Origin of the sequence: Paraburkholderia sp. PREW-6R, assembly GCF_039621805.1 — a bacterium.
Taxonomy (GTDB): Bacteria; Pseudomonadota; Gammaproteobacteria; order Burkholderiales; family Burkholderiaceae; genus Paraburkholderia.
Window position 1 is genome coordinate 1,640,322 of the sequence record NZ_CP155074.1, and the last position, 16,253, is coordinate 1,656,574.

Below are 16,253 nucleotides of genomic sequence, written 5' to 3' on the forward strand. Positions count from 1 at the left end.
CCTCCGAACACATCACGGTTCTGCGCAAACAAAACTGCTTGCCTGATTAACATTGCCTTTGCCGCTATAACGCGGAAACATGGGGTACCGGCAGAGCGGTCGCGAGCGACCATTGGTCGCCGGCGAAATATCGGTAGCCGTCAGCGTTTCAGGCGATGCTCCGCGCGTCACCCAGTTGTCGAGCACGTCCAGCAAGTCCACTGACGGGATGAACACGCCGCTGCCGTGCTGAAATCCAGGCACCATATAAAGCCGCATGAAGCCGTTGACCTGTTGCACGCCAAAACGATCAATCAACGACTGGTAATAAGCGATCGTCTGATTCGGGCTGATGACTTCGTCAGCAAGTCCTTGCAGCGTAATGAGCTTGCCGCCCTTTGCGATGAAGCGCGAGAGGTCCGGATTCATCGAACCGATCGTCTGCGAAAGCCCGATGAGTTGCGCGCGATAAATGCCCGGATGTTCCGGGTCGAAACGGAATGAATCGAAGTTCGCGTCGCGCGTCACGAAGTACCGGATATAGCCGTCGCCTTGCGAAAACAGATAACCGTTGGCGAAGAACGTTGGCAGCGTCGGCCGTTCCGGCTGATGCGCAAGGCCGAGCAGGCCGGTGAGATGGGTGCCCTGAAAAACGTTGTAGCCGCGATAGCCGGTGACGTCCCACGCAAGTCGGTACGGCAACGTCAGGCCATTGCGCATCAACATGAGCGTGGCGAGTTGCGTGTCCGACAGGCATTGGTCGTGTGACGGCACGCGACCCTCGCAGCGCAACGAGTCGATGATCTCCGGTTCATGATCGCGACACGCTTCGACGTCGCTGATAATGCCGTCCGCTGCACCGTCGAGACGGTCGCATACGGCGAGCGTCCGTTGATACACGCGTTCGAGTAACAGAGGGGGAATGTAGCCGCCCGGCGTCGCGTATTCCGCCTGCCCGATCTTTACGCCGATCAGACGAACGCCAGAAAAATTGAGTGCAGGAGAATTGGCGATGACGCCGTCGTAGTCATCCGGGTAACGTTGCATGACGGTGTAGCCTTCGCGCCCGCCCGTCGAACCGCCGGCGAAATACATCCGCTGCGGCGGCCTTCCATACGCGCGCGCAATCAACGCAAGCACCACGTCATGTGTTTTCTTCAGATGCGCGTAACCAAAGTTGGTGACGGCATCGTCGACGAGACCGAACACCGCAACCGACGAATCCCCTACATGCCCGGAGTCGTCGCCGAAAGTCGCATAGCCTTGCGCAAGCGGCGCGCGATTCGGCGAGAAAGGCATAACGCCCGTGCCGCTCACCACGACGCCGTTGTAGCCACCGCCGCCGATCTGCAAAGCGCGCCCGTTCCAGCGGCGCGGCAGATTCAGGTCGAAGCGGATATCCGGCGTGGTGGTCTTGAGTGCCTTGATACGCCCGGTTATACGGCAGTATTCGCCCCCTTGCTGATTGCCTGGCGCGGTAGCGCCCACCATGGCCGCGCTGTCGATCACCGCACCGGCAGTAGGCAAAGCAATGAGTTCTGCGGGCAGCACCGCGCCCGCAAATTCGGCGCAGCGCAATGCCAAAGGAGGCTCTTTCGGCGCGGCTGTTGCCGACTGAACGTGCAGCAGCAGAAGCATGCCCACGCATGCAAGCGTTGCGCCGCATCCCGCCTTTACCGTATCGCGCGCGTTCTGTGGAGAACGGCGCCAGCGCCAGCGCGCCTTCATCCGTAACCCGCACCATTCGCAGTGGTGCTCGACTGCTGCCCTTTCCAGCCGCTCCAACCGCGAGCGATCATCAGCAATGCGCCGATCGCGACCAGATCGCCAGCCAGTCCAATCAGCACGCCGCGAAAGCCATGAAACATATGCGGCGTGGCGGTATCCACAATCAGCGACACGAGCGTTCCGGTGACGAAGCACACGAGCCCCGTGCGTCCGACCGTTACCACGGCCGGCAGCCGCCGCGCAAGCCACGCAATGCTCCCCATGCGAACGAATTGCGCGGCGACCCAGGCAATGACAATAAAATTGATCACGCGATCCACTGAAAGATTCTGTTTAAGCGCGCCGGGCAATGGTTGCGTCAGCACGAAAAGCTTGACGATAGCAAACGCCAGCACCGCAACGACCGCCAGACGCGTCAGCCATTGTGCAATGCGGCCGCTGTGGAAGTGTTCGCTGATCGGCTGAACGCGGCACAGTACACCGAGCACGAACATCAACTGCCATGCAAACGGATTAAAAGCCCAGTCGGACATATCGTCAATGCTGAAGAGTGCAGCCAACGGTCGGGCAAACGCCCAGATCAGCACACTCAGGCCGAGCGCCGTGAGCGACGAGCGGCGCGCGAGCGGCACGACGAACGGCACGCACAGTGCAAACATCACATACATAGGCAATACGCTGGACAGGTAAGGTTGGCGCCGCAACACCGCAATATCGAACGCCTGTCGCAGCGGCTGCACTGCGAACGGCGGCCACCCCGTCAACTCCATCATCGGGCGGTTCAGATTCAGATAGGCCAACACTGCGCCGGAGACCAGCGTCAAGACGGCCGTCAGTAAATAAGCGCGATAGATTTCCCAGCAACGCTTTACAAAGCGCATCTTCGCCGCGCCTTCACCTCGGCCGGCAAGAACCGCGGTATATGCAGCCGCACTCGCATAACCACCGAGAAAGACGAATACCTCCGCTGAGTCGCACATTGCATAAGCATGCAACATGAGATGCGACAGCGTGCTGCCCGGTATATGGTCCAGCACGATGACAATCAGCACGACGCCGCGGAAAAAATCCACTTCGATCGAGCGTCCGCGACGGGTTTCCATTCAGGTTCTCGCAAGAGAGCACGCCAATACAGCGCGCCAGATAAGGGCGGCTCTACCGCACCGTTTTTCGTAGGAACACCAAGAGAATAAATCGTTCCGAGCCGGCCTGCTCGCGCCTGCCCGATGTGATAACAAGCAGCCGCCGATTATCGGAATAGAAAGGGCTGTCTGAAATGAGACCGTTAGGCGAAGGTAATACTGACTCGTGGCGTGTTCGTTGCGCACATGGTTCTGCGGCAATCAGTAATGCGGGCAATGGGAATCTGCAATAGTTCCTAATTTGTGCCGAGTTCCGTAAAATGCGATTTCTGCGACACCGCACAGCAACAGACGGCATTGAGGGTACGGCTTTAAGCACACTCATAGCACCGTGGAACGCCTATTGCTGCATTGACGACGTTATCCATCAACCGGAGGTCGTCATGGCAAACGTGGCTAATCCCGCGAGTGAACCCGAGCGTCAACCGGAAGAAGACCCCGGTAGCCGGCCCACCAAGGTTTCCAAGCCAATCGGCGACGCCATTCCGACTCCCGTCGAGCCAGGCCTCGATCAGCCGTTGCCGAAGAAAGGCGAAGCGCTCCCGACTGACACTGGCGCGGAGGATGCCGCCTTGGGTGATACTGAAACGCCGCCCGGCGTGCCGCCGCCCGGTGAGTCCGACTTTGCGTAAGCTTCGCGCCCGGATGACGCGTTCCCACGTGCGCGTCATCCGCCAATAAAGAACGGCTGCGTTCCTCGCCACGGGGCAAGCAGAGCCCGCATGGCAAAGAAGCAGCCACTTTCCCGATAGCGCGCGATGCGGCTTAGGCCGCTGCGGGCTCATGCACGATCTTGAGCGTGCTCTTATGTTCCTTGATTAGCTGGTAGACCGTTTCGCCGGGCACAGTCTCCTGGTCGAGCAATTCATCTGCGATTGCTCGCAAGACCGGTTCATACGCGTGCAGCAGTCCATAGCACAGACCATTCAGTTCCTTGAGCAGAATGTTGGCCTGCTCGATTGCGCTCTTCATCTGCAGACCGGCATATTGCGACGGCAATGCGGCCAGACTGAACAGATTGCCTTCACTGTTAAAGCCAAACTTGGACACCATATCGAGGCTGATCCGCGAAGCCTCCTGCAAATCCGACGCCGCGCCGCTCGATGCTTCGGAGAACGTGAGAATTTCGGCGTTACGTCCACCGAGCAGAACCTGTATCTCATTGCGAATTTCGGTTTCGCGGTACAGGTGCTTGTCTTGCGCTTTCGTGATCAACGCGACGCCCAACGCACCGCCGCGCGGCAAGATGGTTACTTCTTCGAGGACGCCGGTGCCAAGCAAGGCAGCAATCAGGCCGTGCCCAGCCTCGTGTACTGCAATGCGGGTGCGCTCGTCTTCGGTCAGTGCACGCTCAGCACCACTCACGTCGCCAATTCGTGCAATCTTGATCGCTTCCATGAAATGCTTCGAGGCGATCTCGGTGTCCCCCGCTTTGCGCGCAACGAGTCCCGCCTGGTTGACCACCATCGCCAACGTTGCCGGAGAAAGACCGGTAGTGAGGCGCGCAAGCTGGTCGTAGTCGATATCGGCGGATTTCGATTTAAGCTTCTCCGCATAGAAGCGGAAGATTTGAGCGCGGTCCTCGCGATCGGGCAGGCGAACCTGTACCGTACGATCGAAACGGCCAGGGCGGCGCAATGCTTCGTCTATGTTGTCGGGGTGATTGGTCGCAGCGACAATGATCACCCCTTCGTTCGACGCAAAGCCGTCCATCTCCGCCAGCAACTGGTTGATGATCCGGTTACTTTCGGCTTCCACCGGACCGCCGCCCGTATCGGTACGTTTTGCGAGGCCGTCAGCTTCGTCGATAAAGATCACGGTGGGCGCATTTTTGCGCGCCAGTTCGAACAGATGCTTAACCTTCTGTATGCCGACCCCGTAATATTTCGCACTGAAATAGCTGCCGGTGATCGAAATGAAACTTGCGCCGCATTCGCCCGCCAGCGCTTGGGCAAGACGCGTTTTACCGACGCCCGGGCCACCCACCATCAGAATGCCGCACGGTGCGCGCACCCCCATCGACGTAAATTGTTTCGGATCGGACAGATAGCCGCGAATGTCGGCGAGCGCCGCTTTCGCCTCGCCGGCGCCGATTACGTCGTCGAAACGCAGCACGGGGGACTTGTCGAGCAGCTTCGCGCCACCGCGCATTTCGCGGCGCATGAACCACACCATGCCGCCTACCAGAAATAGTGGCAGCAGGACGCTGATCGCATCGCGCACCTGATCGAAGATCGGCAGCCAACGTGCTCCGCCAGTGCGAATGTCCGCATCGGGCAGCCAGACGAGCTGATACGAAGCGTCCGCATCGGACTTCGGCTCACCGAGCAGAAGCGCATGGGAGAACGTGGCGTTATGGTCCGTGACGAAGTACTTCGCACCGTCGCGCATCGACACCAGGATCGCGCCCGGACTCACGCCGATTGCGGCCACCTTTGCGTCGTGAATGTCACGCAGCATTTGCGAAGCATCCTGCTCTTCATGCGTCCATGCACTCGGATCGTGGCGCATCTGGCTGGCGACGCCGGTCAAAGCGGGCGCAGGGCGCGCTGTGCGCTGCTGATAAATCCACAGGCTTAAAACCATGACCAGTGCAATGAGCGGCACACCGACTGCAATGACGAGTTTGCGCACGCGTCGTTTCCCAAGCGAATTCTTTCCCGGCTTCATGAGTCACTTCCAAAAACGGGCCCAGGACGAGCCCTGATGCTTGTCAAAATCAAAACGAGTAGAGATTGGCCGGGATTCAGACGACACTGTAAGTGCAAAGAAAGATGACACCAGCGCACATTCTTTTCGCACCCATAGCCCGACCAACTGGCGTTGAGTATGCGACGCGTTGTGACTTTCCAAATCGCAGAAAAAGCCTGTTTCCACCGCCTATCCGGCGCTTAGCCCGGCCGGAATTCAGGGAACGAGCTGCGTACTACGCGTGTTGCAATGCGGCTCAGCGAACAGTCTACCAGCCAAAAAATTGCTGCGTATTGTGTGTAGACATAATTAATCGCGCCCCGATTAAATCCGGTCATAATTGCTTCAATCAGACTTAATCGCATGCGAGTGAAAGCTTCCACCGCAATCACAGAAAAAGCATTTACTCCCGAAATGCCGTTGCGGATGCAACTGCGCTGCACTCGGCATGAATGACTGTGCTTGCGAAACGAATGCGCGCGCACTGCGGCGGCTGAGTCAAACCGTGTTGCTCAAACTGAATGAAAGCGGGGAACAGGCCGTTACATCACTTCGCCTCGTGGAGATGGCGAGGCCGCGTGATCGCTGGCAGGGGTGCCCGCTGCTAAACTTCAAGTCCTTTCAACCGGCGAAGCCACCGCGCTTTGCATGAATTACGCCCTTCGCCATGCTTCGATTCGAAAACCTGACCAAAGCCTATAGCGAACGTGTCATTTTTCAGGGGCTTCATTTCGCATCGACGGCGGGCTGCATTGCGCTTGACGACGAATCCGGCAGCGGCAAGTCCACGTTGCTTCGCCTGCTGGCAGGCGCGATTGAACCCGACACTGGCGAAGTCTGGATTGGCGGCCACTCGCTGCATACTGACCCGCTTGCAGCGAGGTCATTGCTCAGCTATGTGCCCGAAGACTGCATGACTTATCCGGACCAGACGGGCCGCGACTATCTGCAGGAAGTGGCGTCGGCCAGAAAAAACACGCAGGTCAGCCACGCGCTCGATCTGGCCGAACGCTTCGACCTTATGCCGCATCTGGACAAACGTTTCGAGCAGATGTCCTATGGAACACGTAAAAAGGTTTTCCTTACCGCGGCGGTGCTCGGCGAGACCCGGGTTCTGATTGCCGACGAACCGGCTGGCGGACTCGACGCGTCTGCACGCGCCGCACTGGTGGACCTTTTCAACGCGCTGGCCGTCACACACACCGTTTTCTTTTGCAGCTATGACGAAGCTTTCACGCAAGCATGCGGTGCAAAGCGCGTGAAACTCGCCGGGCTTGCCGCGCGGGATTAGAACGTCACGCAGATCTTGCCGAAGTGTGCGCCCGATTCCTCGTGCGTAAATGCAGCGCCGAGTTGCGCCAGTTCGAACGTGCTGTCGATCACGGGCTTGATGCCCGTTGTTTCCAGCGCACGGATCATGTCGCGCTGTTCCTGACGGCTGCCGACGATCAGCCCTTGTAACTGCTGCTGCCTCGCCATCAACGCCGCGGTCGGCACAGGGCCCGCGCGGCCGGTCAACACGCCAATCAGTGAGATGTGGCCGCCGATCCGGCATGCCGTAATGGATTGCGGCAAGGTGCCGGGGCCGCCCACCTCGATGACGTGATCCACACCGCGCCCGTCCGTCAGCGCACGAACTTCCTTGCCCCACTCAGGATTTTCGCGGTAGTTGATCGTATGCGCCGCACCCAATGCACGCAGTTTCTCGAGCTTGGTTGCAGACGAAGAGGTAGCGATCACCGCAGCGCCCATGGCCCGCGCAAACTGTAACGCGAAGATCGACACGCCGCCCGTGCCGAGTACAAGTATCGTATCGCCCGCCTTCAGGCGACCATCCACCACCAGCGCACGCCACGCGGTCAGTCCCGCTGTGGTCAGCGTCGCAGCCTCTGCGTGACTGTAGCCGCGCGGCGCATGCGTGAAATAGTGGCTCGGCAGGACAACAACCTCGCGGGCGTAACCGTCCACGCCATCACCCGGCGTGGTGGTGAAGTCCCCGATTTCGGGCGGCCCGTTCTCCCAGAACGGGAAGAAGCATGACACGACATGGTCGCCCGGACTGAATTCGGACACACCTGCGCCGACCGACTCGACGACGCCCGCGCCATCTGCCATTGGAATCCGCCCTGCCTGCGCGGGCAAGTTGCCGCTCACCACGCCGAAGTCGTGAAAATTGAGTGAATTTGCGTGTATGCGAACGCGAATCTGACTTGCCTGCGGCTCGCCGGGATCAGCGATATCGACAACCTGAAGATTCGCCACGGTGGCAGGCGAACCGATCTTGACGGCTTTCATCTTCTCGCTCCTTGACGAACACGGTTATGACCTCGCGCCTTTGAGGGCGCTAGTGAGTTGCGCTAATCATTTGCGCGTGTTCGGATAGTGTAGATTGGGTGACGTAGGGACGTGGCTAACGGCGCGTGCGTCACCCTGCATTCATGCATGCAGAGGCCAAACGCCGAGCGACGTTGTGCAGGCCGTTCGCTTGTGTGTAGAGTAAGGTGCTTATTTGACGGTCTGAATGACTTCAAACCCTTCGAACTCTGGATGTCCGAGATACAGCACGCGGTTTTCATTGCCCGCATTGCGGTGCGCGGCGCGAAATGCTTCGGATCGGGTCCACGCCTCGAACGCCGCGTAGTTATTCCAGATGGTGTGGCTGGAATACAGCACGTGGTCTTCCTTCTGCGGCCCCTTGAGCAGATGAAACTCTACGAAGCCAGGTACTTCCTTCAGGTGAGTGTCGCGAGTCGTCCAAAGCGTTTCGAATGCGGCTTCGGAGCCGGGCGTGACCTTGAAACGGTTCATGGCGATGTACATGCTGACGGCCTAATTGCAGGAGCGATGCAAAACGACGGACTGTGCAGAGCGCTGCGTCCACGGCTGTCCGTCGCACGGTTTGCCATTATAGGCCTGCAAAAGCGTCGGCACCCTTGACCTTCCCACCGCGGGAAGGTCCAAAGTGCTTCCTCGAAGCGGCACAGGGTGCGACCCACCGCCGCGACACTGACAGCGGCGCCTGTCGCGTTCTGACACGTCGATTCAGAACAACGCATCCCGCCGGAAAACGAAGCCTGGAACAGTCCCGTCTACGGAAAACTTATATGAACAAACTTCGCGCTCATCGTGCCTTGTACGCCCTTTGCCTATCCGGCAGCATTGCGCTGACAGTCGCGGCGTCTGCCGTTCACGCTCAACAGCATTCGTCGATGTCCGGCATGGACATGTCACACTCCGCAGGCAATGCCACCGCAGATGATGGCAACGACAACCGTTCCACCGCGGCATTCAAGGGCGCCGACGACAAAATGATGAAGGACATGAGCGCGCCAGCGTACACCGGCGACGCTGACAGGGATTTTGTCGCTCATATGATTCCACACCACCAGGGCGCAATTGAAATGGCACAGGTCGAGCTGAAGTACGGCAAGGACCCCGATTTGAAGCGCCTTGCCAGGAACATCGTCAAGGCGCAGCACGACGAGATCGCCTTCATGCAGCGCTGGGAAGCGAAACACCGCGCGAAATAACACTAGAAAAGGTCCGAAAAGAACTGATCCCGCTTCGTCCACCTGTGTGCATGCAGGTGGAATACTTTAGTCTTACTTAAATCTGCATCGGAAACTTGATCGTTTCCCATAACGGTGACAGCATCAGCACGCGAAGCCATTGGCTTAGAGCCCATTTGCGCGCTAACCAATATTCGAGCTATACGTCATCGCACTGCACAATGTTCAGCATCACCGATTCATAGAGATGTCTCATCGCTCGCCGCAGACTCGTCCAGCAGGATTCGCCGGACAAGGCTGGAAGCAAGGGATCACCATGAGTGAAATGGACCGCTGGATCGAGCATCGAACGAGAATGAAGAGCGCTGGCAAGATGCTCATCATCGGCGCGTTGGTGGTCGAAGTGGCATTGGGCACGTACTTTGTGATCGAACGAGAAAGAGACGACTCGAACGCAGCAAACTCCGAGACAGCCAGGGACGAAGCATTGACACCAGCTGCGCAGGTGCCGCGAGCACCGGTCACGTCGCAGAGTAGCGCTGACGTTTTAAATGGGCATCGGACAGAAAGCGTCGCCCCACCGCCGATCTTGCCGGCAGCCAAACCGTCTTCAGCGAACGACATAAGCGTGAAGGCGGTGCCGCAGCCCACCGCCACAGCTAGAACAGTACAAGAACCGGCCGCGCAGATTGCGCAACCGAACAAATCGAAGCGGCGGCAGCAGGCCGGTTTAAAGACACAGCATCAAAAGACAAAGCCGGATCGCAAACACCACGTTGTTGCGGGATCCAAGCAGAAGCGCTCAAAGGCTGCGCCGTCGCTGGATCAGCAGGGGCGCAATCCGGTGGCGTCGGCGATGACCGATCAACTCGTCAAGCAGTCCACCACTGTGCCTCAAGCAGGCGCACGGTACCCTGCGCACGACGCGGGTGCTAGTACAACAGGCGGCCAATCCGCACGACCTTCCGCAGGTTATGGTGCCGAGCCGCCGACATTGCGCGGCAGGAAATAGAAGTGTTTGCGCGTGCCTGTCTTTACGGCCAGCGCGCTACCCGTGCTGTTCTGGTTGCGTTTTTCTAACGAGCCGGATTCAACCGTTCCCATTTCAGATCGGCAAAACACGGACCCTGTGTTGCCTCACTGAACTTGACGTCATTGTGTCCGCCGTTCCACTCCAGCACCGCCACGTTCCCATTCACATCCACCGCAAAATCCCAGCCGACGCAGCGCGCGAATGGGACCTTTCGGTGCAGTTCGAGCGCCTTCTGAATACACGCTTTGAACGATGGCACGATGGTGCCCGCAAACGGAACGTGTGAATCGGGATGTTCGGTGACCGCGATCCAGTCGTTCAGGTAGCCTTCGTGGCCGAGTTGCCCGGTGGTGAGATCGACCGCCACGCAGACATCGCCAGCTGCCCTGACATGGGTGTCGTTCGCGCGGCCTAAACGGAGAAAGCATGCGCGAAGAGAAATAACGCCCGCGTCGTCCACTGCCGTGGTGACACGCAAAGTGGCAACCGATTTCGGTGCGAAGGCTGCAAGGGTCGGGTGTTGATCGACGAACCGTTGCATCACACCGTTGCCAAGCGATCGAATGGCTTCGATATCGAAGCTTTCGCGGTCGTACACGAAAATGCCGATGCCCTGCGCCGAGCCATCGAGTTTGAAGACGATTCTATCGGAGTCGCGAAACATGACGTCGCGGACCTTTTCGGGAGGCACCGCAACATTGTCGTGGCTGAAAAATAGCCCGTTCGCGAAGTAGCCGACATCCGGGAACCCTTCACTGCCGAAGATGAGCCGGGACACCGTCTTCATGCTGGAAAGCGTTCCGTAGCCGCCTTTCAGGTTCGGCACTACGACGCTGCCGTAGTAGTTGTCCGGAATCCAGCCTTCTTTGAACGTTCCGCAAAACGCCGTATAGACGCGAAGCCACGGCGCGTAATGAACGCTGCCGAAGACCTCGCGCGCATACGAATCCGCCAGCTTCAGATTTCGTGGGTCGATGCGCCCAGATTTGCCTTCCAGCATCTGGAGGGCACGTCTCGCCTGAACGCGGTGAAATCGGTGAAACTTGTATCGGGCTGCTCTTTTGGCAGCCCTACGTACTACATCTTCAACGTCAATTCGCATTCGCTAGCTTCCAGACGGATTGCCGTCATCTTTCCGGCAGTGGCCGCAACGGCCTATCAACAGATCAATAGGCATTGGCGTGATGCATGCCTTTGAAGATTGTCGCCAGAATGATCTTCACGTCAAGTGCAAATGACCAGTTTTTCAGGTAGTACAAATCGTGCTCGACTCGGCCTTCCATCTTCTCGATGCGATCGGTCTCGCCTCGAAAGCCATTGATTTGCGCCCATCCGGTGATACCCGGCTTGATACGGTAACGATGGATGTAACCCGAAACGATGTTTTGATAAAGATCGTCGTGTTCAAGCGCATGGGGACGGGGTCCTACAACCGACATATCGCCGCGCAGCACATTGAAAAACTGCGGCAGCTCGTCAAGACTCGTGCGGCGCAGGAATGCGCCCACACGCGTAATGCGCCGGTCACCCTTGGTAGCCTGTTCGAGCACGCCATGCTTCTGCTCGTGCAGGCGCATCGTACGGAATTTGTAGATCGTGAACACGCGTCCGTCCGCACCCTTGCGACGCTGCTTGAAGAACACGGGGCCGGGGGAGCTAGCCTTGACCGCCAGCGCGCAACCAATCAGTAGCGGCGCCACGGCGATCAGAGCCATCAGAGCAAACACGCGGTCGAACAGCTCTTTCTTCAGCATTGCGTTGGGCGGCAATGGTGACGCAGCAAGATTGATCGTCGGCACGCCGAGCACGTCGGTGACGCTGCCTTCAAAGAGCGCCAACGCGCGCACGTCAGGCATGAAACGGATGTTGATCAGATCATTGCGGAACTCATTCACCAGCTGGAGGATGGTGCGCTCTTCGGAAAGCGGAAGTGCGAGCCAAACTTCGCCGATCTGCTGTTCACGAACATAGTTGACGAACGCAGCATGTTCGTTGAAAGCCGGAACAGGGACCGCGACTGCCTTATCGGAACGCAGGTTGTATAACGCCTTGGCGCGAAAACCCGCTGCGGGCGACTTCTCCATTTTGCGGACGATTTCGTCACAATGTTCTCCGCATGCTGCAATCGCCACCTGCTGAAGATTCAGCCCCACGTGACGTACACCGCCCAGCAGCGTATGCGTGAGCATCCGGCCCGCGATCATGGCCGCGCCCGAGATGCCGGTCCAGTAGACGAACCACAGCCGCGACACGAAATCGATGCGATGTAACGTGAACATGATGGCCATCGCGCAGCCCTGCACGATGAGCCAGCCAAGCGCCACTTGCCCGACAAGTACACGCTTTGGGCGGCCTCGCCAGGATTGATAGACGCCCAAAGCGGGGAACACGGCAAGAGAGAACGCCGCCGCGAAAGCCACGAACGCCCAATAAAAACTTCGTTGCGAGAGGTCGTCGAAGCGGATCTGGGAGGCGACGAATGCCCCCAACATGATCATTGCCACGTCGAACAACCTCGCCATCAGGCCGGTAATTACTCTCATTTTTCACACCCCTTGAGCCTGCTGCTGTGCACCCTGCTGTGTACCCCGTCGTACGCCTGTTTCGCCCGCTCGACTGTTAGAGCCTGTCAACCGCAGCGACCATATTTGTCGTCGTACCTGACGATGTCGTCCTCGCCAAGATAAGCGCCCGACTGCACCTCGATCATCTGAAGCGGCACACAGCCCGGATTTTCGAGCCGGTGCTTGATTCCGATCGGGATATAGGTCGACTCGTTCTCGCTCAACAGGAACTGCTCATCGCCCCGCGTGACGAGGGCCGTTCCGCTCACGACGATCCAGTGCTCTGCGCGATGGTGATGCATCTGCAACGACAGTCGCGCGCCGGGGCTGACGACAATGCGCTTCACCTGAAAGCGGTCGCCGTGATCGATGGAATCGTAAAAGCCCCACGGGCGGCGAACCTTTCTATGCGACTCCGCCTCAGGCGATTTTTCGCGCTTGATGCGTGACACGAGACCCTTGATTTCCTGCACGTGCGAACGGTCCGCAACGAGTACCGCGTCATCGGTTTCGACGACCACGATATCGGTCGTACCGACACAGGCCACGAGTCTGCCGCCCTGCGAGCGTGCATAGGTCGACGTAGCGCCTTCGAACAGCACCCGGCCGTTCGCGGCATTGCCGAACTCGTCCTTTTCCATTGCCTGCCATACGGCATCCCACGAGCCGAGATCCGACCAGCCTGCCTCCAGCGGCACGACGACGCCAGAAAAGGGCACGTCCGGCTTGCCGAGGTGTTCCATTACCGCATAGTCGATCGAATCGGAGGGCGAGCGGGCGAACTCCATCGCGGCAGGAATGACGCAACCGTCGACCGTCTTGAGATTCTCGTACGCGCCGACGCAAGCGGCGTAGATGTCCGGCTGCAATAACTCGATGACAGAGAGCCACACAGAAGCGCGCACGACGAACATGCCGCTATTCCACCAGTAATTGCCTGACTCGACGTATTGGGCCGCCAGCTCAGCGGCAGGCTTTTCGACGAAGCGATCGATGCGATGCACGCCGTCCTGCAGCGGATCGCCGAGACGGATGTAGCCAAAGCCCGTGTCCGCACGCGTGGGCGGGACACCGAGTGTGACGATATCGCCGGCTTGCGCATAGCGCGCCGCGGTATCGATAGCGTGATGAAGCGCAGGAAGATCCGCAATGGCGTGATCTGCCGGCATCGTCACCAGGATTGCATCCTGGCCTTGCGCGGTCGCATTCAGCGCCGCTAGCGTCAAAGCAGGCGCGGTATCACGGCGCGTCGGCTCGACCACGATACGTGCGCTCACTCCGCTTTGACAGGCCTGCTCATAAGTCGTGAAATAGTGCTCGGCACCGCAAACGATCACGGGCTCCGGCGCGACATTCCATCCGCCGTCGAAACCCGCCATGCGCGCGACCGTGGCTTGCAGCAGGCTCTGGTCGCCAACCACATCGATCAGCTGTTTTGGAAACTGTTCACGCGAAACGGGCCACAGCCGCGTTCCTGACCCACCGGCAAGAATCACCTGAACAAGCCGCAACCGATTTTCAATCGCCTCATCGACAGCCGCGACTTCCGTTTCGCTCAGATCCACCATTACGTTGCCCACTTGAAGCTCCTCTCGATTGAAGCGGCGATTACTTCTTGCGCCAGGAGTCCGTCAATGCTTCGTCATGACAGCGCTTGCGGAACGACTGCCATCAACGCCGGTCATACGGCGTCGGCTGCGGCAATGTGATTAATTCAATGCGTCTCGGCCGACAAGCAACATCGGTCACGCTGAACACACGCTGAAGCATGTATTCATTCGACCCGCACATTGAAGAGGTTGTGTGCACGCCGCAGCCGTTTCCGGCCTCGGTGAAAAAACAGACGCTCGCCACGGCCTTGCATGCCGATCGATTCGCACCACGCTGACCATCACAGTGGTCAATTTCACTTCCACGAAATGCGTAGAAGGTAAAGTGAAGAATCGAAGTCGCTGCAACGGCAATGAACACTAAGCGGCGAGCAGTTGAGTGAATGATAGACAGGTTACGCTGCAGCACAGCATGACTGGCGCGAAGCGCTGATGTTTTGGCTCTGTGCGTGGTGCATCGTTCTGGTTAAACCCAGAATACGCGCCGCGCAATCTGCTGTAGGCGCGCCCGCTTTGAAAACAATGAGCAGCCGTGTTACCTTCGTGGTGGACGTGTCGCGATATCCTGAACGGTAGGACTCCGACAATGTCGTCATCGGCTTAAGCCCTCCCCGCGCGCATCAGATCGCTCTCCACCGACCCTGCATTGTTCGCATCACCGGACTCGCCATGGCTTATATATCGCTAATTGCGCTTTTTTTGACGGTTACCAATCTCGTCCCCGTGAGTGCTGCGGGCTTTCTACCGATTCTCCTTTGTGCCTGGAGATTTTTCGGCAGAAGCTACCCGTCGTTCATCACGCCTTTGACATGCTTCACGCTTTTCGCGATCGTCTCGACGCTTCTGTATGACCCACAGTCATTCACTGAATTCGAGTTTTACCGGCGCGACGGCAATTTTTTTATTTCCTATGCGCCTATCTTTGCAGGCTGCCTGTATGTGCATCGCTGGAATCTGAGCAAGGTGTTCCGCACGTTCTTTGTATTCGCGGTGGTCATCAACATTCCGCTTTACGCATACTACCTCGCGCAGAACCACCTGCTGAGTATCTTTTCCCATCCGGACGATACCTTCGGTAGCTATTTCATCGCGCGCAACGCAGCGGGTGGCTTCCTCGCGATGCTCTTCTGTCTCGGCGTGGCCTGCTATCTGGAAAGAAAGAGCAAGTGGCTGCTTGCGCTTATCTTCATCAACTTCCTGATGCTGTTTTCCACCTACAGCCGCGGGTCGTTGCTCGGCGCGCTTGCGGTGCTGCCGTATCTTTATTTCGGCCGCAAACGCTGGATACTGGGCACGCTGATCGCCGGCCTCGTGGCAGGCTCTCTTGCCATGGCGTTTTACCATACGCACCCTAACGTCGATTACATGGGCTTCAGCTTTACTATCCATAATGCAGACGCCAAAGTGGCCAACCTCGACATCCGAGCCGACTGGCTCTGGCCGCGCGCGCTCGCTTATTTCAGCCAGAGCCCGATTGTCGGCATGGGCTTCGGTTCTTTCGACGACCATATCGGCACAGTCGCTTCTTACTTCCATCTGCTCGCCATTCCCTCGGACATCACGATTGAGCACAGTGATTCGCACGCTCACAACTCCTATCTGAATATCCTTGCTGAACTTGGCGCTGTTGGACTGGCTCTCATGCTTGCCTTCTACTGGAAGCTGATCGCCTGGAGCCAGCGCGGCGCCGCCTTTGCGGCGTTGAACCACGGAGGCCGGAACTTTGCAGCGTTCCGGTTTATCGAACTCGGCTCGGTGTGTCTGCTTGTCATGGCCGCGACCGAACATCGTCTGGTTTCGCCCTCCAATGTTCTGATTCTTTCCCTCGTCGTGTCGCTGGCGCTCGCGGCCAGACCGCTCCGCGCCACTGCCGAAGTACCGCGTCCGCTCGAAACAGGGCCGCGGCTAGGCTACTAGTCTCATTCGTGCGATTGCGCATCACGTCCGGTCGTCTAGCTCACGACCGGACGTGAGCGGCTGTCCGCCGATTTCAAATC

General features: G+C 58.5%; 13 protein-coding genes. 5 read left to right on the forward strand and 8 right to left on the reverse strand.

What is annotated here, in order from left to right:
* Positions 1 to 12: 12 nt before the first annotated feature.
* Positions 13 to 1,617: a tannase/feruloyl esterase family alpha/beta hydrolase gene (locus AAGS40_RS22500; protein ID WP_345815090.1), complete on the reverse strand. Its 1,605-nt coding sequence runs from the start codon at positions 1,615 to 1,617 to the stop codon at positions 13 to 15.
* Positions 1,618 to 1,703: 86 nt separating this feature from the next.
* Positions 1,704 to 2,810 carry an OpgC domain-containing protein gene (locus AAGS40_RS22505; RefSeq protein WP_345815091.1) on the reverse strand — a complete coding sequence of 369 codons (1,107 nt, stop codon included), beginning with the start codon at positions 2,808 to 2,810 and terminating at the stop codon, positions 1,704 to 1,706.
* Between the two features lie 422 nt (positions 2,811 to 3,232).
* On the opposite strand from AAGS40_RS22505, the gene AAGS40_RS22510 reads away from it, so the two are divergent.
* Positions 3,233 to 3,481 carry a hypothetical protein gene (locus tag AAGS40_RS22510; RefSeq protein WP_345815093.1) on the forward strand — a complete coding sequence of 83 codons (249 nt, stop codon included), beginning with the start codon at positions 3,233 to 3,235 and terminating at the stop codon, positions 3,479 to 3,481.
* A gap of 133 nt (positions 3,482 to 3,614) precedes the next feature.
* Here the strand turns inward: AAGS40_RS22510 and AAGS40_RS22515 are convergent, their stop codons facing one another.
* On the reverse strand, positions 3,615 to 5,519 hold the full coding sequence (locus AAGS40_RS22515) for an AAA family ATPase (RefSeq protein WP_345815094.1): 1,905 nt from the start codon (positions 5,517 to 5,519) through the stop codon (positions 3,615 to 3,617).
* 688 nt (positions 5,520 to 6,207) lie between these two features.
* On the opposite strand from AAGS40_RS22515, the gene AAGS40_RS22520 reads away from it, so the two are divergent.
* Positions 6,208 to 6,831, forward strand: coding sequence for an ABC transporter ATP-binding protein (locus tag AAGS40_RS22520; RefSeq protein WP_345815095.1), 624 nt, complete (start codon positions 6,208 to 6,210; stop codon positions 6,829 to 6,831).
* Here AAGS40_RS22520 and AAGS40_RS22525 read toward each other — a convergent pair.
* Complete coding sequence (locus tag AAGS40_RS22525; protein WP_345815096.1) at positions 6,828 to 7,835, reverse strand: NAD(P)-dependent alcohol dehydrogenase; 1,008 nt, start codon at positions 7,833 to 7,835, stop codon at positions 6,828 to 6,830. The genes AAGS40_RS22520 and AAGS40_RS22525 overlap by 4 nt on opposite strands.
* Positions 7,836 to 8,045: 210 nt before the next feature.
* Positions 8,046 to 8,360 carry an antibiotic biosynthesis monooxygenase gene (locus tag AAGS40_RS22530; RefSeq protein WP_345815097.1) on the reverse strand — a complete coding sequence of 105 codons (315 nt, stop codon included), beginning with the start codon at positions 8,358 to 8,360 and terminating at the stop codon, positions 8,046 to 8,048.
* Between the two features lie 284 nt (positions 8,361 to 8,644).
* Here AAGS40_RS22530 and AAGS40_RS22535 point away from each other — a divergent pair, with 284 nt between their 5' ends.
* Positions 8,645 to 9,070: a DUF305 domain-containing protein gene (locus AAGS40_RS22535; RefSeq protein WP_345815098.1), complete on the forward strand. Its 426-nt coding sequence runs from the start codon at positions 8,645 to 8,647 to the stop codon at positions 9,068 to 9,070.
* 295 nt (positions 9,071 to 9,365) lie between these two features.
* A complete protein-coding gene (locus AAGS40_RS22540) occupies positions 9,366 to 10,061 on the forward strand; it encodes a hypothetical protein (RefSeq protein ID WP_345815100.1) in 696 nt (231 codons plus the stop codon).
* Between the two features lie 64 nt (positions 10,062 to 10,125).
* On the opposite strand, the gene AAGS40_RS22545 is transcribed toward AAGS40_RS22540, so the two are convergent.
* The 3 genes from AAGS40_RS22545 to AAGS40_RS22555 form a co-directional block, all read right to left on the reverse strand.
* Positions 10,126 to 11,184 (reverse strand): sugar-transfer associated ATP-grasp domain-containing protein, encoded by a 1,059-nt coding sequence (locus AAGS40_RS22545; RefSeq protein ID WP_345815101.1) that lies wholly within the window; start codon positions 11,182 to 11,184, stop codon positions 10,126 to 10,128.
* Between the two features lie 64 nt (positions 11,185 to 11,248).
* Positions 11,249 to 12,625, reverse strand: a complete 1,377-nt coding sequence (locus AAGS40_RS22550) for an undecaprenyl-phosphate glucose phosphotransferase (RefSeq protein ID WP_345815102.1) — start codon at positions 12,623 to 12,625, stop codon at positions 11,249 to 11,251.
* An 86-nt stretch (positions 12,626 to 12,711) separates the two neighbouring features.
* Entirely contained in the window at positions 12,712 to 14,214 is a 1,503-nt protein-coding gene (locus AAGS40_RS22555) for a mannose-1-phosphate guanylyltransferase/mannose-6-phosphate isomerase (protein WP_345816547.1), read from the reverse strand.
* Between the two features lie 711 nt (positions 14,215 to 14,925).
* Between AAGS40_RS22555 and AAGS40_RS22560 the strand changes: the two genes are divergently transcribed.
* Positions 14,926 to 16,173, forward strand: a complete 1,248-nt coding sequence (locus tag AAGS40_RS22560) for an O-antigen ligase family protein (RefSeq protein WP_345815103.1) — start codon at positions 14,926 to 14,928, stop codon at positions 16,171 to 16,173.
* Positions 16,174 to 16,253 lie beyond the last annotated feature (80 nt).